This is a genomic window from Trinickia violacea, assembly GCF_005280735.1.
GTDB lineage: Bacteria > Pseudomonadota > Gammaproteobacteria > Burkholderiales > Burkholderiaceae > Trinickia_A > Trinickia_A violacea.
On sequence record NZ_CP040077.1, the window covers coordinates 1998178 to 2018975 of the forward strand.

At 65.9% G+C, this 20798-nt stretch carries 15 protein-coding genes; 5 read left to right on the forward strand and 10 right to left on the reverse strand.

Features of this window, described 5'->3' with window-relative positions:
- Positions 1-52 precede the first annotated feature (52 nt).
- The 6 genes from FAZ95_RS09025 to dapC all read right to left on the reverse strand — a co-directional run bounded on the left by FAZ95_RS09025 (position 53) and on the right by dapC (position 5435).
- Positions 53-703 carry a lysoplasmalogenase gene (locus tag FAZ95_RS09025; protein WP_137334482.1) on the reverse strand — a complete coding sequence of 217 codons (651 nt, stop codon included), beginning with the start codon at positions 701-703 and terminating at the stop codon, positions 53-55.
- 26 nt (positions 704-729) lie between these two features.
- Positions 730-1617 (reverse strand): 50S ribosomal protein L3 N(5)-glutamine methyltransferase, encoded by an 888-nt coding sequence (gene prmB / locus FAZ95_RS09030; protein WP_137332135.1) that lies wholly within the window; start codon positions 1615-1617, stop codon positions 730-732.
- A 21-nt stretch (positions 1618-1638) separates the two neighbouring features.
- Positions 1639-2796, reverse strand: coding sequence for a succinyl-diaminopimelate desuccinylase (dapE, locus tag FAZ95_RS09035; RefSeq protein ID WP_137332136.1), 1158 nt, complete (start codon positions 2794-2796; stop codon positions 1639-1641).
- Between the two features lie 110 nt (positions 2797-2906).
- On the reverse strand, positions 2907-3269 hold the full coding sequence (locus tag FAZ95_RS09040; RefSeq protein ID WP_137332137.1) for an ArsC family reductase: 363 nt from the start codon (positions 3267-3269) through the stop codon (positions 2907-2909).
- On the reverse strand, positions 3269-4096 hold the full coding sequence (dapD, locus tag FAZ95_RS09045) for a 2,3,4,5-tetrahydropyridine-2,6-dicarboxylate N-succinyltransferase (protein ID WP_137332138.1): 828 nt from the start codon (positions 4094-4096) through the stop codon (positions 3269-3271). Before dapD ends, FAZ95_RS09040 begins: the two co-directional genes overlap by 1 nt.
- Positions 4097-4217: 121 nt before the next feature.
- Positions 4218-5435 (reverse strand): succinyldiaminopimelate transaminase, encoded by a 1218-nt coding sequence (dapC, locus tag FAZ95_RS09050; RefSeq protein ID WP_137332139.1) that lies wholly within the window; start codon positions 5433-5435, stop codon positions 4218-4220.
- 248 nt (positions 5436-5683) lie between these two features.
- Here dapC and FAZ95_RS09055 point away from each other — a divergent pair, with 248 nt between their 5' ends.
- The 3 genes from FAZ95_RS09055 (at position 5684) to FAZ95_RS09065 (ending at position 11653) form a co-directional block, all read left to right on the forward strand.
- Positions 5684-6649: a DMT family transporter gene (locus FAZ95_RS09055; protein ID WP_137332140.1), complete on the forward strand. Its 966-nt coding sequence runs from the start codon at positions 5684-5686 to the stop codon at positions 6647-6649.
- 158 nt (positions 6650-6807) lie between these two features.
- Positions 6808-10326 carry a chromosome segregation protein SMC gene (gene smc, locus FAZ95_RS09060; RefSeq protein ID WP_137332141.1) on the forward strand — a complete coding sequence of 1173 codons (3519 nt, stop codon included), beginning with the start codon at positions 6808-6810 and terminating at the stop codon, positions 10324-10326.
- A 94-nt stretch (positions 10327-10420) separates the two neighbouring features.
- Complete coding sequence (locus FAZ95_RS09065) at positions 10421-11653, forward strand: cell division protein ZipA C-terminal FtsZ-binding domain-containing protein (protein WP_137332142.1); 1233 nt, start codon at positions 10421-10423, stop codon at positions 11651-11653.
- 120 nt (positions 11654-11773) lie between these two features.
- On the opposite strand, the gene FAZ95_RS09070 is transcribed toward FAZ95_RS09065, so the two are convergent.
- Positions 11774-12610: an alpha/beta fold hydrolase gene (locus tag FAZ95_RS09070; protein ID WP_254699859.1), complete on the reverse strand. Its 837-nt coding sequence runs from the start codon at positions 12608-12610 to the stop codon at positions 11774-11776.
- Positions 12611-12867: 257 nt separating this feature from the next.
- Between FAZ95_RS09070 and ligA the strand changes: the two genes are divergently transcribed.
- Positions 12868-14916, forward strand: coding sequence for an NAD-dependent DNA ligase LigA (gene ligA / locus FAZ95_RS09075; RefSeq protein WP_137332143.1), 2049 nt, complete (start codon positions 12868-12870; stop codon positions 14914-14916).
- Positions 14913-15446, forward strand: coding sequence for a peptide deformylase (def, locus tag FAZ95_RS09080; protein ID WP_137332144.1), 534 nt, complete (start codon positions 14913-14915; stop codon positions 15444-15446). Before ligA ends, def begins: the two co-directional genes overlap by 4 nt.
- Positions 15447-15545: 99 nt before the next feature.
- Here the strand turns inward: def and FAZ95_RS09085 are convergent, their stop codons facing one another.
- The 3 genes from FAZ95_RS09085 to map all read right to left on the reverse strand — a co-directional run bounded on the left by FAZ95_RS09085 (position 15546) and on the right by map (position 20782).
- Positions 15546-17237 (reverse strand): pseudouridine synthase, encoded by a 1692-nt coding sequence (locus FAZ95_RS09085; protein ID WP_137332145.1) that lies wholly within the window; start codon positions 17235-17237, stop codon positions 15546-15548.
- Positions 17238-17324: 87 nt separating this feature from the next.
- Positions 17325-19898, reverse strand: a complete 2574-nt coding sequence (locus FAZ95_RS09090) for a [protein-PII] uridylyltransferase (RefSeq protein WP_137332146.1) — start codon at positions 19896-19898, stop codon at positions 17325-17327.
- Positions 19899-19975: 77 nt separating this feature from the next.
- Positions 19976-20782, reverse strand: coding sequence for a type I methionyl aminopeptidase (map, locus tag FAZ95_RS09095; protein WP_137332147.1), 807 nt, complete (start codon positions 20780-20782; stop codon positions 19976-19978).
- Between the last annotated feature and the right edge of the window lie 16 nt (positions 20783-20798).

The following is a 20798-nucleotide window of genomic DNA, read 5'->3' on the forward strand; positions in this document are numbered from 1 at the left end:
GCGCTGCGATTTTCCCGAGCACACCGCGGCCGGGCTCGTAAGCTCGCCAGCCTCAATGGCGCGACAGAACGCCCGCCGTGATCAGCAGTTGCGCCGCCGCATACGCGAACCAGATCGCGAACGTGCTGCCGCTGAAGGGTTCGAGGAAGCGGTCGATGCCGATCATCGCGTCGGACGCGACGAACACGAGCCCGCCGAGCGCGGTGGCTGCGCTCGGCAGTTGCGCGGCAAGCGCCAAGCTCGCCATCAGGCACAGCACGAGCATGTAGGCGCCCACCGGCGCCGCCAGTTCGTGCAATTGCGGGAAGAAAGCGGCGTACATGGCCGCCGCTGCCGCCCACATGAGCGGCAGCGTCACGCGGCGCCATCCGGCCGTTCTGCCTCGCAGTGGCGCGAGCAGCGCGCAATAAGCGAGATGAGCGACGAGGAAGGCGCCGAGCCCGCCGACAAACGAGATGGGCAGATCTTGCAGAGCAAGCAGCGCATCGCCGACACCGGAGGCGGCTAGCGCCGCACAAAGCCAAAAGCGCTCGCGGCGCTCTGCGTGATGCACGGCCGCGAGCGCGAGAAAGCCGCACATCAGCACTTTGGCGATGGCCTGATCGGGATAGGGCGCGTCGCGCAGCGAGATCCCGTAGGCCAGCGCCGCGCCGGCGGCGATGCTCCACAGCCGGCGCACCTCGGAAGGCATGCCGGCGAACAGGGGCGAAACGGGCATCAGGCCCGGCATTACGACGGCAGATCGGCCGCTTGGATCAGGAACACGCTGTCGTCGCCGCCGCTTGTCGAGAGCCAGACGAGATCGAGCCCGCCGAACGCCGCCTCGACGTTCGCGCGCTCGTTGCCGATTTCGACGACGAGCACGCCGTCGTCGGTCAGCCAGTTGCGCGCTTCCTTGAGGATGCGGCGCACGACGTCCATGCCGTCCTCGCCGCCCGCGAGCGCCATTTCGGGCTCGTGCTGGTATTCCGGGGGCAGCGCGCGCATCGATTCGGCATTGACGTAGGGCGGATTCGTGACGATCACGTCGTAGCGGCGCTCGGGCAACGGCGCGAACAAGTCGCCTTCGAAGAGCGCGACGCGATCGTCGAGCCCGTAATGGCCGACATTGATCCGCGCGACTTCGAGTGCTTGCGGCGAGAGATCGACCGCGTCGATGTCCGCGTTCGGAAACGCGTGCGCAGCGAGAATCGCGAGGCACCCTGAGCCGGTGCACAACTCGAGCACGGCGCCGACCTCGTCCGGGTCGGCCACGTAAGGCTGCAGGCCGTCTTCGAGCAGCTCGCCGATGAACGAGCGCGGCACGATCACGCGTTCGTCGACGTGAAAGCGGCAGCCGTGCATCCACGCTTCCTGCGTGATGTAGGCGGCCGGAATGCGCTCGGTCGTGCGGCGCTCGATCACCTTCAGTACGGCGTCGATCTCGGTGTCGAGCAGGCGCGCGTCGAGAAACGGGTCGAGCGTGTCGAGCGGCAAGTGCAGCGTATGCAGCACGAGATACGCGGCTTCGTCGTACGCGTTGGCGGAGCCGTGGCCGAACGCGAGCTGAGCTTCGCTGAAGCGCGACACCGCGTAGCGCAGCACATCGCGGATGGTGGAAAAGGGCGTCGTCGTCATGATGAAGGGGCTCCGCGGGAATCAGGCGATCAGTTGTTCGAGCACGCGCCGGTACACGTTCTTGAGCGGCTCGATGAACGCGACGTCGATATGCTCGTCGATTTTGTGAATGCTGCCGTTCGGCGGCCCGAACTCGACGACCTGCTTGCAGATGCGGGCGATGAAGCGGCCGTCGGAAGTGCCGCCTGTCGTCGACAGCTCGGCGGCGACGCCGGTTTCGTCCTTGATCGCTTTTTCGAGCGCGTTCGACAGCTCGCCGCGCGGCGTCAGGAACGGCAGGCCGCTGACGGTCCAAGTGAGGTCGTAATCGAGGTTGTGCTTGTCGAGGATCGCGTGTACGCGGCTTTGCAGCCCTTCGACCGTGCTTGCCGTCGAGAAACGGAAGTTGAACAGCAGATCGGCGTGGCCGGGGATCACGTTGCTCGCGCCGGTGCCGCTGTGCAGATTCGACACCTGCCAAGTGGTGGGCGGGAAGTACTCGTTGCCGTCATCCCACTTTTCGGCGACGAGCTCGGCGAGCGCGGGCGCGAGCAGGTGGACGGGGTTCTTCGCGAGATGCGGATACGCGATGTGTCCTTGCACGCCTTTGACAACGAGCTTGCCCGACATCGATCCGCGCCGGCCGTTCTTGACGACGTCACCGAGCGTATCGGTCGAGGTCGGTTCGCCGACGATGCAGTAATCGAGCGTTTCGCCGCGCTTCTGGAGCGCTTCGACGACTTTGACGGTGCCGTCGGTGGCCGGACCTTCTTCGTCGCTCGTGATCAGAAAGCCGATCGAGCCGCGGTGCTGCGGGTGCGCGGCGACGAACTCCTCGCTCGCGACGATGAAGCCCGCGAGAGACGCCTTCATGTCGGCCGCGCCGCGTCCGTAGAGCTTGCCGTCGCGGTGCGTCGGCACGAACGGCTGCGACGACCATTGCTCGAGCGGGCCGGTCGGCACGACGTCGGTGTGGCCGGCGAAGACGAGCAGCTTGCCGCGCGCGCCGTCGGCGGCGCCGGTGCCGCCAGTGCCACGTTTCACGGCCCACAGGTTCGTCACGCCATGCGATTCGATCGTCTCGCATTCGAAGCCGATCGCTTCGAGCCGTTCGATCATCAGGTGTTGGCAATGCTGGTCGTCGGGCGTGACGGATGCGCGCGCGATCAGCTGTTCGGTAAGGGCAAGGGTGGCGGACATGGATTCAGACCACTGACGATCGAAAGATCAATCGATCGAAAGATTAAAAAAATGCCGGCGCGCGGGCCGGCAACTGCATGGTTCAGGCTACGCGGCCGAACGCGGCGGTACTACGCAAACAGCGTCGCATACTGGTCGGCGGAAAAGCCGAGCGTCTTCACGCTGCCGTTCACGACGACGACTGGCCGCTTGATGACCGACGGCTTCTCGATCATCAGCGCGATCGCGCCCGCTTCCGTTTCGGCCGCGGCCTTGACGTCGTCGGGCAGCGCGCGCCACGTCGTGCCGCGCCGGTTCACGAGCGCGTCGAGCGAGACCTCCTTCAGCCACGTCTTCACGAGCGCCGCCGTGACGCCGGCCTTCTTGAAGTCGTGGAACTCGAACGGCACGCCGTTTTCTTCGAGCCAGACGCGCGCTTTCTTGACCGTGTCGCAGTTCGGAATACCGTAGACGATCGTCTTCGCCGCGCTCATCAATCGCCTCGCAGCAACTCGTTCAAGCCGACCTTGGCGCGCGTCTTCGCATCGACCTTCTTCACGATCACCGCGCAGTAGAGGCTGTGCGAGCCATCCTTCGACGGCAGGTTGCCCGCGACGACGACCGAGCCTGCCGGAATGCGGCCGTAACTCACTTCGCCCGTTTCGCGGTCGTAAATCTTCGTGCTTTGGCCGAGATAGACGCCCATCGAAATCACCGAGTTCTCTTCGACGATCACGCCTTCCACGACTTCCGAGCGCGCGCCGATGAAGCAGTTGTCTTCGATGATGACGGGGTTGGCCTGCAGCGGTTCCAGCACGCCGCCGATGCCGACGCCGCCCGACAGGTGCACGTTTTTGCCGATCTGCGCGCACGAGCCGACGGTGGCCCAGGTATCGACCATCGTGCCTTCGTCGACATACGCGCCGATGTTCGTGTACGACGGCATCAGCACGACGTTCTTGGCGATGAACGAGCCGCGGCGCGCGATGGCGGGCGGCACGACGCGAAAGCCGCCGGCCGCGAAGTCTTCGGCGGTGTAGTTCGCGAACTTCGACGGCACCTTGTCGTAGAACTGCGAGTAGCCGCCGGCCGGCATCGGCGCGTTGTCTTCGAGGCGGAACGACAGCAGCACGGCCTTCTTCAGCCATTGATTGACGATCCACTCGCCATCCTTCTTTTCGGCGACGCGCAGCACGCCTTTGTCGAGCTGCTCGATCGCATGCGCGACGGCATCGCGCACCTCGGTCGAAGCAGCCTTGGGCGACAGCTCGGCGCGGTTTTCCCAGGCGGTATCGATGATCTGCTGAAGTTGTTGCGACATATGCGTAGTTCTCTGGTTGAAGACTGAGGAAAGAGGGAATGGCGAACGGCGGCGTGGCGAGTCTGCTTGGCAAGGGCGGGGGCGCCGGTAAGCGTCCGTCCGCCTTGCCGCTCAGCTTGGGTCAGCTTTTGACGCCGCGGCAGAAATCGACGATGCGTCTGGCGCCTTCGATGCACTCGTTCACGTCGGCAACGAGGGCCATGCGGACAAAATTGCGGCCCGGGTTCGTGTCGTGCGCGGTGCGCGCCAGATAGGAGCCGGGCAGAACCGTCACATTATAGTCGGCGTATAGGCGCCGGGCGAACTCGGTGTCCGTGAGGCCCGTGCGCTCGACGTTCGCCCACAGGTAGAACGCGGCGTCGGGCAGCCGCACGTCGAGCACCTCGGCGAGCATCGGCGTGACGTCGGCGAACTTCTGCACGTACTTTGCGCGGTTCTCGCGCACGTGCGCCTCGTCGTTCCAGGCTGCGATGCTCGCAGCTTGGTAGACGGTCGACAAGGCCGCGCCGTGGTATGTCCGGTATAGCAGGAACCGCTTCAGAATCGCGGCGTCGCCCGCGACGAAGCCCGAGCGCATGCCCGGCACGTTCGAGCGCTTCGACAGGCTCGATAGCATGACGAGCCGTTCGTAGCCGCGTCCGAGCTTGTGCGCTGCTTCGAGGCCGCCGAGCGGCGGCTTCGCTTCGTCAAAATAGATCTCCGAATAGCATTCGTCGGATGCAATCACGAAGCCGTAGCGGTCCGACAAGGCGAAGAGCTCGCGCCAGTCGTCGAGCGTGAGCACGGCCCCCGTCGGGTTGCCCGGCGAGCAGACGTAGAGCAGTTGCGTGCGCGCCCAGATCTCCTCTGGAATGGCGCTGTAGTCGCACGCGAAATTGCGCGCCGGATCGCTGTTCGCGAAGTAGGGCTGCGCGCCCGCCAGGAGCGCGGCGCCTTCGTAGATTTGGTAGAACGGGTTCGGGCAGAGTACGATCGCGCTCTTGCCGTCGGTTCTCGGCGTGCCGTCGACGACCGTCTGCGCGAGCGCGAACAGCGCCTCGCGCGAGCCCGAAACCGGTAGCACTTCCGTGGCCGGATCGACAGGCGGCAGCCCGTAGCGCTTCGTGACCCACTGCGCGATCGCCTGACGCAGCGCTTCCGAGCCGATCGTCGCCGGATACGCCGACAGGCCGTTCAGCGAAGCGACCACCGCGTCGCGGATCAGCGCCGGGGTCGGATGCTTCGGCTCACCGATGCCGAAGCTGATGTGCGGCAGGCCGGCGGGCGGCGTCGCGTCCTTCAGGAGCACGCGGAGCTTTTCGAACGGATAGGGCTGGAGGCTGTCGAGTAGCGGGTTCACTTGGCTTGGCGAGAAACGCGGGTAGATACGCGGGTAGATACGTTGAGGCGCCTTTCACACGGCGCCCTGGCGCTAGGCGGATGAACGGCAGATTATAGCGTGGCCGGACAGGCTTCGCGCTTGCCGCCAAAGGCTTTTCGGCGTGGTTCGGGCGTCATTGGAGGCGGGTCGGCATGCGATGCGCCCCTCGGTACGTCGAACGTCGAGTCAGGCGCGAGCACGCGCCACGAACATAGGAAATGGATGGAATGAATGATCGGATTCGCAACGGCTGGCCGACGCTTGCGATCATGCTGGGCGCCTCGGTATGGGGCTTCGTCTGGTACCCGTTGCGCTTGCTGGCCGCGCTCGGCGTCACCGGCACCGCGGCGAGCGCGTTGACGAGCGCCGCGGCCTGCGGCTTCGTGCTGATCGTGCGGCGCCGCGCGATTGCGACGATCCGCTGGCATTGGGTGCTGCCCGCGCTGGCGTTCGCCGCCGGCGTGACGAATCTCGGCTTCGTCTGGGGCACGATCCACGGCGAGGTCATGCGGGTGCTGCTGCTCTTCTATCTGACCCCCGCCTGGACCGCGCTTTTCGCCCATTTCATTCTGCATGAAAGGCTGACTTGGACGGGCGCCGCGCTCGCGGCTCTGTCGCTGATGGGCGCGATGCTGATGCTGTGGTCGCCGCAGCTCGGTCTGCCGCTGCCGGGCAATCTCGCCGAATGGGCGGGGCTCGCCGCGGGCATGAGCTTCGCGATGAGCAATGTGCTGATCCTCAAGGCGAGCCGCGTGCTGCCCGGCATGAAGCCGGAAATGCGCACGGCGACGATCTTCGGCGGCGCGGCGATCTTCAGCTCGGTCGCGTCGCTATTCGAGGCGATGCCGGCGCCGCCCGCCGGCGCGCATTTGGGCGTCGCCGCGCTGCTCGTGCTCGGACTTGGGTTCGCGCTCGCATCGAACAACATGCTCGTTCAATACGGGCTTGCCCGGGTACCCGCCAATCGCGCGTCGATCATCATGCTGTTCGAGATTGTCGTGACGGCGCTGTCCGCGTGGCTGCTCGCGGGTGAAGTCCCGGGCGCGCGCGAATGGGCGGGCGGCGGGTGCATCGTGCTCGCATCGGTGCTCTCGAGCTGGCTTCATCGCGGCAAACCGGCGGCCGGGAGCGACGCCGAACCGGGGCTCGGCGACGATTCCAAGCGTCAGGATGGGCAACGCGCGATGGTATGATTGCCACTGCTCGCGGGCCGCGCTTCGATTTCGATTGAACGCGGCCCCAAATTTTAAGCGTCGCGGCCCGGTCCCGAGTTCTCGCCACTTTTCGCGACTACAACGGGTCAAGCGCCGCGATCTGTTTTCATTTTCCCTTTTCAATCAGCGATATCGCCGTGCGTCTGACCTCGATCAAACTCGCTGGCTTCAAGTCTTTCGTCGATCCCACGCATTTCCAGGTACCGGGCCAGCTTGTCGGCGTGGTCGGTCCCAATGGGTGCGGCAAGTCCAACATCATCGACGCGGTGCGCTGGGTGCTCGGCGAATCGCGCGCCTCCGAGCTGCGCGGCGAATCGATGCAGGACGTGATCTTCAACGGCTCGACCGCACGCAAACCGGGTAGCCGCGCGAGCGTCGAACTCGTGTTCGACAACGCCGACGGCCGCGCCGCGGGCCAGTGGGGCCAATATGCGGAAATCGCCGTCAAGCGCGTGCTGACGCGCGACGGCACGTCGAGCTACTACATCAACAACCTGCCGGCGCGCCGCCGCGACATCCAGGACATCTTCCTCGGCACCGGCTTGGGTCCTCGCGCCTACGCGATCATCGGGCAGGGCATGATCGCGCGGATCATCGAGGCGAAGCCGGAAGAGTTGCGCGTGTTTCTCGAGGAGGCTGCAGGCGTCTCGAAGTACAAGGAGCGCCGCCGCGAGACCGAGAACCGCCTGCACGATACGCGCGAGAACCTGACGCGCGTCGAGGACATCGTTCGCGAGCTCGGCACGAATCTCGAGAAGCTCGAAGCGCAGGCGATCGTCGCGACCAAGTTCAAGGAGCTGCAAGCCGACGGCGAGGAAAAGCAGCGCCTCTTGTGGCTGTTGCGCAAAAACGAAGCGGCGGGCGAGCAGGAGAAGCAGCAGCGCGCGATCAGCGCCGCGCAGATCGACCTCGAAGCGCAGACCGCCAAGCTGCGCGAAGTCGAGGCGCAACTGGAAACGCTGCGGGTGGCGCACTACTCGGCGAGCGACGCCATGCAGGGCGCGCAAGGCGCGCTTTACGAGGCGAATTCCGAAGTGAGCCGCCTCGAAGCCGAGATCAAGTTCATCGTCGAATCGCGCAACCGCGTGCAGGCGCAGATCGCCGCGCTGGCCGCGCAGCGCGAGCAATGGCAGATGCAGGCCGAGAAGGCGCGCGGCGACATCGAGGACGCCGAGGAACAGCTCGCGATCGCCGAAGAAAAGGCGGTGCAGGCCGAAGAGGAAGCGGCGGCCAAGCACGACGCGATGCCGGCGCTCGAATCGCGTTGGCGCGACGCGCAGAACCAGCTCAATGACGAGCGCGGCGGGATCGCCCAGACCGAGCAGTCGCTCAAGCTCGAAGCGGCGCATCAACGCAATGCCGACCAGCAACTGCAGCAATTGCAACAGCGTCATGAACGGCTGAAAGCGGAAGCGGGCGGGCTCGACGCGCCGGACGAAGCGCAGCTCGAAGAGCTGCGCATGCAGCTTGCCGAGCACGAAGAAATCCTGAACGACGCGCAAGCGCGCCTCGCCGATGCGCAGGAAACGCTGCCGCGGCTCGACGGCGAGCGCCGCGCGGCACAGGAGCGCGTGCAGGCCGAAAGCGCACAGATTCACCAGCTCGAAGCGCGTCTTGCCGCACTCAAGCAACTGCAGGAAAACGTGCAGACCGAAGGCAAGATCCAGCCGTGGCTCGACAAGCACGAGCTCGGTGCGTTGCCGCGTCTGTGGAAGAAATTGCACGTCGAAGCCGGCTGGGAAACGGCGCTCGAATCCGTGCTGCGCGAGCGGCTTGCCGCGCTCGAAGTCTCCAACCTCGATTGGGTGAAGGCATTCGCGAGCGATGCGCCACCCGCCAAGCTCGCCTTCTACGCGCCGCCCGCGGCCGGCGTGCCGCGCGAAGCGCCCGCGACGCTGCGTCCGTTGCTGTCGCTCGCGCGCATCGACGATGCCGGCATTCGCGCCGTTCTGAACGAATGGCTCGGTCAGGCGTTCATCGCCGACGATCTCGCGCAGGCGCTCGCGATGCGCTCGCAACTGCCCGACGGCGCCATGTTCGTCGTGAAGGCGGGGCATCTCGTGACGCGCGTCGGCGTGCAGCTTTACGCGGCCGATTCCGAGCAGGCCGGCATGCTGGCACGCCAGCAGGAAATCGAAAACTTGACGCGCCAAGTGCGCGCGCAGGGCTTGCTCGCCGATGAGGCGAGGGCCGCCGCGATCCGCGCGGAAGCGGCGCATACGCAGGCGTCGCAAGCGCTTGCCGATGTGCGTGGCGAAGCCGAGCGCGCCACGCAGCGCGTGCACGCGCTGCAGATGGACGTGCTCAAGCTCACGCAGGCGCATGAGCGTTACACGCAGCGCAGCACGCAGATTCGCGAGGAGCTCGAGGAGATCGGCGCACAGATCGAAGAGCAGCGCGCTCAGCGGGCCGAATCGGAAGCGAATTTCGAACGCTTCGACGGCCAGCTCGCCGAATTGCAAGCGCGCTTCGAAGACAATCAACTGGCGTTCGAGGCGCTGGACGAAGCGCTGACGATCGCACGCGGCCAGTCGCGCGATTTCGACCGCAACGCCACCGACGCGCGTTTCGCCGTGCGCAACATGGCGAATCGCATCGACGAATTGAAGCGCAGCATCCAGGTCGCGCACGAGCAGAGCGAGCGCGTGGCCGCCTCGCTCGAAGACGCGCGCGCGGAACTCGAAACCATCAACGAGCAAACCGCGCACACGGGTCTGCAGGACGCGCTGGAAATCCGCGCTGTGAAGGAAGAAGCGCTGCACGCAGCCCGCCTCGAACTCGACGATTTGACGGCGAAGCTGCGCCAGGCGGACGAAATGCGCCTGACCGCGGAGCGCTCGCTTCAGCCGCTGCGCGACCGGATCAACGAGCTGCAGCTGAAGGAGCAGGCCGCACGCATCAACGGCGAGCAGTTCATCGAACAGCTGACGGCAGCCGGCGTCGACGAGGCCGAATTGCAGGCGAAGCTCACGCCGGACATGAAGCCGTCATACCTGCAAGGCGAAGTCACGCGCATCAACAACGCGATCGCCGCGCTCGGGCCGGTGAACATGGCGGCGCTCGATGAGCTGGCTGCCGCGAGCGAGCGCAAGACCTTCCTCGATGCGCAATCGGCCGACCTGACGAGCGCGATCGAAACCCTCGAAGACGCGATCCGCAAGATCGACCAGGAAACGCGCACGCTCTTGCAAGGCACGTTCGACGAAGTGAACCGCCATTTCGGCGAGCTGTTCCCGCGCCTTTTCGGCGGCGGGCAGGCGAAGCTCATCATGACCGGCGACGAGATCCTCGACGCGGGCGTGCAGGTGATGGCGCAGCCGCCGGGCAAGAAGAACTCGACGATTCACCTGCTGTCGGGCGGGGAAAAGGCGCTGACCGCGACAGCGCTCGTGTTCGCGATGTTCCAGCTCAATCCGGCGCCGTTCTGCTTGCTCGACGAAGTGGACGCGCCGCTCGACGACGCCAACACCGAACGTTTCGCGAACCTTGTGCGTGCGATGTCGGACAAAACACAGTTCCTGTTCATTTCGCACAACAAGATCGCGATGGAGATGGCGCAGCAGCTGATCGGTGTGACAATGCAGGAGCAAGGTGTGTCCCGAATCGTGGCCGTCGACATGGAAACGGCCGCGGGTTTTGCACAGAATACGGTTTGAACCGCTTCACGCGACGCTCGTCGCAGCGGCCCTTTGCCGCGCGATATGTCGAGCGCTTGCGTGCCGCACATAAAGAATTGCTGATGGAGCGTGCATGGACGAGTTGACACTCGGGTTGATCGGCGCAGGGGCCGTGGTGGTGGGGGGCGTGGTCGTGTACAACGCGTGGCAGGGTGCGAAGGTGCGCCGCAGGATGCCGAGACCGATGCCGCCCGATGCCGCCGAGACGCTCGCGCGCCAGGATCACGAAGAAGAGCTGCCGTTCATCGAACCCGCGCGGGCGAGCGCACGCCGCGAGCCGTCGCTTGCGGATGCGCCGGAAGCCGAGAGCGCTGCGCGCTTAGAGCCGAGTTTCGGCGGCGTGGCGCCGCTCGATACGCCAGCCGATATCCAGGCTGAATCGACGACGCCTAACGGGTTTCCCGAAGAGGCGGCAGTCGAGCCCGCCGTCGCGGATGAGCGCGAGGAGCCGATCCTGCCCGCTGCGACGACCATCTCGGCGGCTCCGCCGCACATCGTCGATCGCCGTATCGACTGCATCGTGCCGATCCGCCTGGGTGGTCCGCTCGCGGGCGAAAAGATCATTCCGCTCGCGCAGCGTTTGCGCCGCGCGGGCAGCAAGCCGGTATATATCGAAGGCAAGCCCGAAGGCGCCAACGGTTGGGAGCTGCTGCAAAACGGCGTGCGCTACGAAGAGTTGCGCGCGGCCGCGCAGTTGGCGAATCGCAGCGGTCCCTTGAACGAACTCGAGTTCTCGGAGTTCGTTTCCGGCGTGCAGCAATTCGCGGACGCGATCGACGGCGCTCCCGAATTCCCCGACATGCTCGAGACGGTGTCGATGGCGCGCGAGCTCGACGCCTTCGCGGCCCAATGCGACGCGCAGTTGTCGATCAACGTGCTGTCCGATGGTGCGCCGTGGTCGGCGAATTACGTGCAAGCGGTCGCGTCTCAGGACGGGCTCTTGCTGTCGCGTGACGGCACGCGCTTCGTGAAGCTCGATGCGAAGCAAAGCCCGGTGTTCATGCTGCAGTTCGGCGACACCAATTTTCTGCGCGATGACCTCACTTACAAGGGCGGCCAGATGATCACGCTGATCCTCGACGTGCCGGTCGCCGACGAAGACATCCTTCCGTTCAGGCTCATGTGCGACTACGCGAAGTCGCTGTCGGAGCGCATCGGGGCGCGGGTGGTCGACGATCAGCGGCGTCCGCTGCCGGAGGCCGCGTTGCTGGCGATCGAAAAGCAACTCATGACCTTGTATGCGAAGCTCGAGGAAGCGGGGATTCCGGCCGGTTCGCCGGCTACGCGGCGGCTGTTCAGCCAGTAAGTCGAGCGGCTTTCACCCCGAGTTCGAAGAAGCGAGGCCCGTCGGAAGACGGGCTTTTCGTTGGTGCGTGCGGATATCGGGCATTGGGCGCAGTAGGCTCCCTCTCTCGCGCGGCCGCGCTCAATCCACTTCTTTCGGCCACGCGCCGCCCGCGATCCACACCTTGATGGCAGCCACAACCGCTTGATCCTGGCCATAAAAACCGTGGTGCCCCTTCGCCTGACAAGGGTTGCCGCGCGCCATGCCGCCGTGCACCGTGATGAGGTCGTGTCCCGACGCGATTTGCTGGGCGGCGTGATATGAGCAGAGAAAGCACCCATCGTCTTCGTGATGGACGAACAATTGGCGCGGGCGGATCGCTCCAAAGTCGAATCCGGCGAGCGGCAACGCTTGTCCGCGCGACGGACTGCTCAAGGTCGACGTATGGACGACGGCATCCCAAACATCGGGAAGCGCGCGCCCGACGAAGGCCGATGAAATCGTGCCGCGACTCGTGCCGATCAGCACGAGTTTGGCGGACGGGAACCGCTGGTGCAGATCCGCGGTGACTTTTTCGAGGTCCTGGGCATGGCGCGGCGACGCCCTGAACCCGTCGGAGTAGCCTCCTGGCTGGTCGGACGGCGCGTCGACGATCGCGGTGGCGAACCCGTCGACGGCGAAAAGCGTACGGGCGCGGACGAGAAAATTGCCCTGTTCCAGCATATGGATCGCGCCGTCGGCGCTTTGCGACAACTGCAGCTCGCCTTCGCCGCCGGGGAACATCACGAGTATCCACTGCGGCGCGCTCGTGTCCGGTTGCGTCAGCAAATAGGCGATCGTCGCGCCATCGGCCACCGGCACGGAGATGACTTGCTCACCCGCGAACGCGCGGCCGGCCACAACGAGCGCCGCGCAGGCCAGCAAGCAGGCCATGGCTCGAAGGCGCATGGCTTGCAAAAACAAGGGGAGTCGCCGCATCGGTTGCCTCCGAGTGTCTGACACAGCGCGGCCGCTTGCGAGCCCGCCGTGCCGCGTGAAGTGGTCGTGGTGGCCGCAACAGTCGCATTGCGCCGGACGACTGTCAATTGAGCGAGGCATGCGTTAGCCGAACGGTCTATCCAAACGCCTTGCAGCGTGTGCGCCGCCTCGCGTTGATTGGCCATTCGGCCGATGCGACGGGGCACGCTTCCTGCGATAATCTGGGGTCTGATTTTTTTCCGAGATAGCGCCACAGCATGGCACGAACGACCGTTGAACCGTCCCCCGACAAGCCGGCAGAGCGCGCCGCGTGGCTGCGCACCGAGCTCGAGCGCGCGAACCATGCGTACTACGTGCTCGATCAGCCGGATTTGCCCGACGCGGAATACGACCGGCTCTTCAAGGAGCTCGAGCAAATCGAGTCGGCGCACCCCGACCTGATCACGCCGGAGTCGCCGACGCAGCGCGTTGGCGGTCAGGCCGCGAGCGGCTTCGAGCCGGTGGTGCATGCGATGCCGATGCTATCGCTGAACAACGGCTTTGCCGACGAAGACATCGTCGCGTTCGACAAGCGTGTGTCCGACGCACTCGACAAAGCGCCGGTGGACTACGCCTGCGAACTCAAGTTCGACGGCCTCGCGATCTCGCTGCGCTACGAGGACGGCCGTTTCGTGCAAGCCGCGACGCGCGGCGATGGCGCGACGGGCGAAGACGTCACGCAAAACATCCGCACGGTCCGCTCGATTCCGCTCAAGCTCAAGGGCGGGCGCATTCCGCGCGTGCTTGAAGTGCGTGGCGAAGTGCTGATGTTCAAGCGCGATTTCGAACGCTTGAACGCGCGCCAGCGGGAAGCGGAGCAGCGCGAGTTCGCGAACCCGCGCAACGCGGCGGCCGGCAGCCTGCGCCAGCTCGATCCGAAGATCACGGCGCAGCGGCCCTTGTCCTTTTTCGCCTACGGGATCGGCGTGCTCGAAGGCACGGAGATGCCGCCGACGCACAGCGAACTGCTCGATTGGTACAGCGAACTCGGCCTGCCGGTTTGCGCGGAGCGCGCGGTCGTGCAAGGCGCTCAGGGATTGCTCGAGTTTTTCGGCCACGTCGGCGAAAAGCGCGAGTCGCTGCCGTACGACATCGATGGCGTCGTCTACAAGGTGAATCGCCGTGACGAGCAAGACGCGCTCGGCTTCGTCTCGCGCGCGCCGCGCTTTGCGCTTGCCCACAAGTTCCCGGCGCAGGAAGCGCTGACGAAGCTCCTCGCGATCGACGTGCAAGTCGGCCGTACCGGCGCGATCACGCCGGTGGCGCGCCTCGAACCGGTCTTCGTCGGTGGCGCGACGGTCACGAACGCGACGCTGCACAACGAAGACGAAGTGCGCCGCAAGGACATCAGGATCGGCGACACCGTCATCGTCCGGCGCGCAGGCGACGTGATTCCGGAAGTGGTCTCCGCCTTACTCGATCGGCGTCCGGAAGACGCGCACGAATTCGTGATGCCGACCGAATGCCCGGTGTGCGGCTCCCGCATCGAGCGGCTGCCCGACGAGGCGATCGCGCGCTGCACGGGCGGCCTATTCTGCCCGGCGCAGCGCAAGCAGGCGTTGTGGCACTTCGCGCAACGCCGCGCGCTCGATATCGACGGTCTCGGTGAGAAAATCATCGATCAGCTCGTCGAGCAGAATCTCGTGCGAACGCCTGCGGATCTCTTCAATCTCGGCTTTTCGACGCTCGCGGCGCTCGACCGCTTCGCGGACAAGTCGGCGCAGAACCTGCTCGATTCGCTCGAGGAGGCGAAGAGCACGACGCTCGCGCGCTTCATCTACGCGCTCGGAATCCGGCACGTCGGCGAATCGACGGCCAAGGATCTCGCCAAATATTTCGGCTCGCTCGATCCGATCATGAACGCGTCTGTCGAAGAGCTGCTCGAGGTCAACGATGTCGGCCCGATCGTCGCCGAAGCGATCCATCAGTTCTTCGCGGAAGAGCACAACCGCACGGTCATCGAGCAGTTGCGCGGCCCCGGCAAAGTGACGTGGACTGAAGGGCCGCCGGCGCCGAAAGCGCCGCAAGGCGTGCTCGCCGGCAAGACCATCGTGCTGACGGGCACCTTGCCCACGCTCGCGCGCGAGGAAGCCAAGGAAATGTTGGAGGCGGCGGGGGCGAGAGTCGCCGGCTCCGTTTCGAAGAAGACCGACTACGTGGTCGCGGGCGCAGAAGCCGGCAGCAAGCTCGCGAAGGCCGAGGAACTCGGCATCCCCGTGCTCGACGAAGATGGTATGCGCAAGCTCCTGGAGGGCCACACCCAATGATTCGCGAAATTCTCAGAATGGGCGATCCGCGCCTTTTGCAAATCGCTCAACCCGTCGACCATTTCGATACGCCAGAGCTGCATGTGCTCATCAAGGACATGTTCGACACGATGCACGACGCGAACGGCGCGGGTCTCGCCGCACCGCAGATCGGCGTCGATCTGCAGGTCGTCATCTTCGGCTTTGGGCATAACGCACGCTATCCCGATGCGCCGTCGGTGCCGGAAACGGTGCTCATCAATCCGACCATCACGCCGGTTTCTCAGGACATGGAGGAGGGCTGGGAGGGTTGCCTGTCGGTCCCGGGCATGCGTGGGGTGGTCAGCCGCTTTTCGATGATTCGCTATCAGGGCTTCGATCAGTACGGAGACCCGATCGATCGTGTCGCGGAAGGGTTTCATGCGCGTGTCGTGCAGCACGAGTGCGATCACCTGATCGGCAAGCTGTATCCGATGCGGATCACGGATTTCGCGAAGTTCGGCTTCACCGAAGTCCTGTTCCCCGACCTCGAACCGAATAGCGACGACTGAAGCGCGCCGGCCGTCGAGCGATAAAAGCCCGCATCGATTTTCGATGCGGGCTTTTCCGCCGCGCGGAAGGGCTCGCCCAAGCCGCGCGCGGGACGAAGATCAAAACTCCTCGTCCGGCATCAGATAGCGCCACTGTCCCTGCGGCAACTGACCCAGCGGAATCTGGCCCATCCGGATACGCTTCAAGCCGACCACTTGCAGGCCGACCAATTCGCACATGCGGCGGATCTGACGCTTCTTGCCTTCGCGCAGGACGAATCGCAGCTGCTCGCCGTTTTGCCAACTGACCTTGGCGGGCCGCAGCGGAACGTCGTCGAGCGACAGACCATGCCGCAGCTTCGCCAGCAGTTCCGCCGGGAAGTGTTGATCGATGTCCGTCGTGCGCTCGCCGTAGGCCACGCGCACCAAGTACTCCTTTTCGATCGGCGAGTGGATGCCGATCAGATTCTTCGCGACGCGGCCGTCCTGCGTCAGCACCAGAAGGCCGGTCGAATCGATGTCGAGACGTCCGGCCGGCGCAAGCTGCCGCAGATGGTTCGCGGAAAATGGGATGTTCGAGCGATCGCCGTCCCAATGGTTGGCCGGCGTGATCAGCGTGATGGCCGGCTGATAGCCGTCTTCGGCCTGGCCGGACACGTAACCGACCGGCTTGTGCAGCAAGATCGTCACCTGCTTGGCCTGAGCCGCGCGTGCATTCGCGACGATCTCAATGTGCTGTCCGGCGTGGACCTTGGTGCCGAGCGTATCGATCCGCTCGCCGTCCACGAGGACCCAGCCCTTTTCGATCCATTCGTCCGCCTCCCGGCGCGAGCACAGGCCGAGTTCGGACATGCGCTTCGAGAGGCGCATCATGCCGGCTTCCTCTGCATGGGATTCCGATTCGTTCCGTTTGGCCGCAGCGGGGCTGGGGCTGGCAGCGGGTTTGCGGGCGCGTGCGTCCGAGGCCGGTTTGCGGCCGTGCGCATCGTCCGCGCGCGCCGGGCGCCCGGCGTATTGGCGAGCGCTTGGGCGTGTGTCCTCGCGAGTGTCCGACCCGGCGCGGTTTGCGCGCTCGCGCGATGGTGTGCCGTCGCGGCGCGCGTTCCGCTCGCCAGCCGGCCGCTTGGACGACGTTTCGGACGCGCGATCGTCGCGCTCGACGAATGAGCGCTTGACCGGGCTGCCGACTTTGAGGCCGCCGCGCGGCGAATCGCCTGCCGGGCGGCCGGCGGCGCCTTGGCGGGGTTTATCGGACGGGCGGCCCTCGCCGTAACCGCCGCGCGTCCGTTCGGACGTATCGCGGCGGGCTCCGGCGGGGCGTTCGGATGCCGCATAGCCGCGTTCGCGTTCCCCGTTTGCCCGCGTCGGGCGCTTGGCAGGCGCACGCTCATCGCGTCTATCGCTGCGCGTTTCGCCGTCGCGCCTCCATTCTCCGCGCGCAGCCGGCGGTCGTTTGGCATCGGCGGGCGCGGCATCGCGGCGCGCCGGGCGCTCCGTATAGGCGCGCTTGCTGGTCTCAGCGCCAGCACGGGCAGGCTTGCCGGAGCGCACCGTGCTGCTGTCTTTCTTCGTGGCTCCGGCCGGCGCGGCTCGCTTGGCGGGCGACTGCGGCGGGCGTGCGTCGCCGGCGCTCCGGCCAGCGCCGGCAGGACCGGAAGCCGGCGCGCGGGCCGGTCCGGCCGGCCGATCGGTCTTCGCCGCCGCCGGGCGAGCGGGCCGCACGGGTTTGCGTGCCGACGCGCTGCCGGAACGGACGGGGGCGCGTTCCGGCGCTGCCGGTCGCGGATGCTTGGCTGTCAATTTGACGCGCATAAACTCTCTCAACAAAACGCTGGACCGCTCCGCATGTCCCCGACGACATCGGCGGGATAGGGCGCGAGGCGGCGAATATGGGGGCTGTTAGACCGCGATGGCGCGCAGCAGCTCGGTTTCGACCTGGATTTGCAGGCGGTTGTCCGAAAGGCCGCGTCCGTCCAGCAGGAACACGTCCTCGACGCGCTCGCCGAGCGTATTGATCCGCGCCGCATGGACGCCGACCCGGTGCTCGGCCAGCACGCGCGCAATCGAATAAAGAAGACCCGGCCGGTCGTTGGCCGACACGGACAGGATGTAGTACTGACCGCGCTCGTCGGCCCGCAGGTCGACGCGCGGCGTGACCGGGAACGTGCGCGAGAGCCGCGAGAGCCGCCCCTTCGACGGCTCGGGCAAGAGCGCCTCGACCGCGAGCCGCGCCGCGAGCTGCTGCTCGACGAGATTGGCGATGTCGCGATAGTGCACGTCGTCTTCGGTGTGCGCGACGATGAAGTTGTCGAGCGCATAGCCGTGGCGCGTCGTGCTGACGCGCGCGTCGAGCACCGAGAGCCCGTTCCGGTCGAAATAGGCGCAGATGCCCGCGAACAGGTCGGAGCGGTCCTTCACGTAGACGAGCACCTGCAGCGCCTCGCCGATCGGCGACGGGCGTGCCCGCACGATGGCCGTCTCGGTGCGCACGTGGCGGTACAGCACGCGCGTCTGCCACGCGATGTCGGCGGCGTCGTGGCGCAGGAAATAGCCGACGTCGAGCTGCTCCCACAGCGCGAGATGCGCGTTCTCAGGCACGGTTTCGAGCCGCAGCAGCGCGAGCGCTTCCTCCTGCCGCTGCTTGAGTTCGGAGTGCGCATCGGGGCGAGCGCCGCCGAGCACGGCGAGCGTCGTGCGGTACAGGTCCTCGAGCAGCTTGCCCTTCCAGTTGTTCCAGACCTTCGGGCTCGTGCCGCGGATATCCGCGACCGTCAGCAGATAGAGCGCCGTGAGGCGGCGCTCGGTGCCGACCAGCTCGGCGAATTGCTTGATGACTTCGGGGTCGCTCGTATCCTGTTTCTGCGCGACTTGGCTCATCGTCAGATGATGCTGGACCAGCCAGACGACGAGCTCGCCGTCGTCGCCCGTGATGCCGTGCTCGCGGCAGAAGCGCCGCGCGTCGGCCATGCCGAGCGTCGAGTGGTCGCCGCCCCGGCCTTTCGCGATATCGTGGAACAAGGCCGCGACGTACAGCACCCACGGGCGCTCGAAGTTCGCGATGAGCTGGCTGCAGAACGGATACTCGTGCGCGTGCTCGGCGATCGCGAAGCGGCGCAGATTGCGCAGCACCATCAGGATGTGCTGGTCGACCGTGTAGACGTGGTAGAGGTCGTGCTGCATCTGCCCGACGATGCGCCGGAAGTTGAGCAGGTAGCGCCCGAGCACGCTCGTCTGGTTCATGAGCCGCATCGCGTGCGTGATGCCGTGCGGCTGCTTGATGATCTCCATGAACAGGCGCCGGTTTTCCGGATCGCGGCGCCAGTGCTGGTTCATGATGTCGCGCGCGTTGTAGAGCGCGCGCAGCGTGCGCGCCGAGAGGCCCTTGATGCCCGGCGTCGCTTCGAATAGCAGGAAGGCTTCGAGAATCGCGTTCGGCGAGCGCTCGAACACATCGTCGCTGCCGATTTCGATCATCCCTTGCTTCTCGACGAAGCGGTCCGACAGCACGCGCGTGATGCCGCTCGTCTTCGGGAAGAGTTGCGCCTCGATGTTCTGGACCAGGATCGTCGCGAGCTGCGTGACGGCCTTGGCGGCCCAATAGTAGCGGCGCATCAGCTGTTCGCTCGCGCGCTTGGTCTGCGTCGCCTTGAGGCCGAAGCTCTCGGCGGCCGCGGTCTGCAGATCGAACAGCAGAATGTCCTGGCGGCGCCCCGCGATCACGTGCAGATGGGCGCGCAGCGCTTTGAGGAAGCCTTCGTTGCGCCGCAGCTCGCGCGCCTCGCGATCGGTGATGAGTCCGCGTGCATCGAGCTCTTTCCAACTGCTGCCGAAGCCCGCCGCGCGCGTGATCCAGAGGATCAGCTGCAAGTCGCGCAAGCCGCCCGGGCTTTCCTTGACGTTGGGTTCGAGGCTGTACGGCGAGTCCTGAAATTTCGCGTGCCGCTGGCGCATTTCAAGCATCTTCGCCTGGAAGAACGCGCGCGGATCGAGCGTCTCGTTGTAGCGCAGGGTGAAGGATTCGACGAGTGCCGTGCTGCCGACGATGCACCGCGCCTCCAGCAGCGAAGTGCGCACCGTTACGTCATTCGACGCTTCCTCGATGCACTGCGCGACCGTGCGCACGCTGCTGCCGAGTTCGAGCCCGAGGTCCCAGGCCATGCCGATGAAGCGCTCGATGCGCGCCTCGATATGCGGCGGCGCGTCTTCGGGCAGGAGGACGAGGATGTCGACGTCCGAAAACGGCGCGAGCTCGCCGCGGCCGTAGCCGCCGACCGCGAGGAGCGCGAGCGTCGCGGGCAGCTCGCAGGCTTCCCAAGCGCCGCGCAGGGCGTCGTCGGTGGTGCGGGCGAGCGAGCGCATCAGCGAATCGACGTTGGCCGAGGTCTTGAAGCGCTCCAGCAGTTCGGTTTTGACCACTTTGTAGTCCGCTTTGAGCGACAGGGCGTGGGGAAGGGCGGCAGCGGGAGCGCTCATGGGCGGCGTGTCGGCGTGATAGGGCGCAGTGGGCGTGTTGGCGTTGGACGAATAAACGGACTGGCTCGGCCGCGAGCTTACGCGGCCACCGCGATCTGCGGCTTGGCGGGCGTGCCCGCCGACACTGTCAGCACTTCATGGCCGGATTCGGTGACGAGCACGGTGTGTTCCCATTGCGCCGAAAGGCTGCGGTCGCGCGTCTTGACCGTCCATTGGTCAGGCATCGTGCGGATTTCGCGGCGCCCGGCGTTGATCATCGGCTCGATCGTGAAGATCATGCCGGGCTGCAATTCCAGGCCGGTGCCGGGGCGCCCGTAGTGCAGGATCTGCGGATCTTCGTGGAACACGGTGCCGATGCCGTGGCCGCAATACTCGCGCACGACGCTGTAGCCCTGCGCTTCCGCGTGCCGCTGGATCGCGTTGCCGATGTCGCCGAGGAACGCGCCCGGGCGCACCTGCTCGATGCCGAGCCACATGCATTCGTAGGTGGTCTGCACGAGGCGCTTGGCGAGGATCGAGCCTTCGCCCACGATGAACATCCGGCTCGTGTCGCCGAAGTAGCCGTTCTTGATGACGGTGATGTCGATATTGAGCGCGTCGCCGTTCTTGACGATCTTGTCGCCGGGGATGCCGTGGCAGATCACGTCGTTGACCGAAATGCAGGTCGCCTTCGGGTACGGCGGGTAGCCGGGCGGCTGGTAGTTGAGCGGCGCCGGCACGGTGCCCTGCACGTCGAGCATGTAGTTGTGGCACAGGCGGTCGAGCTCGCCCGTCGTGACGCCCGCCTTGACGAACGGCGTGATGTAGTCGAGCACTTCGCTGGCGAGGCGGCAAGCCACGCGCATTTGCGCGATATCGTGTTCGTTTTTGAGGGTAATAGCCATGAGTCCGGGTCTGAAA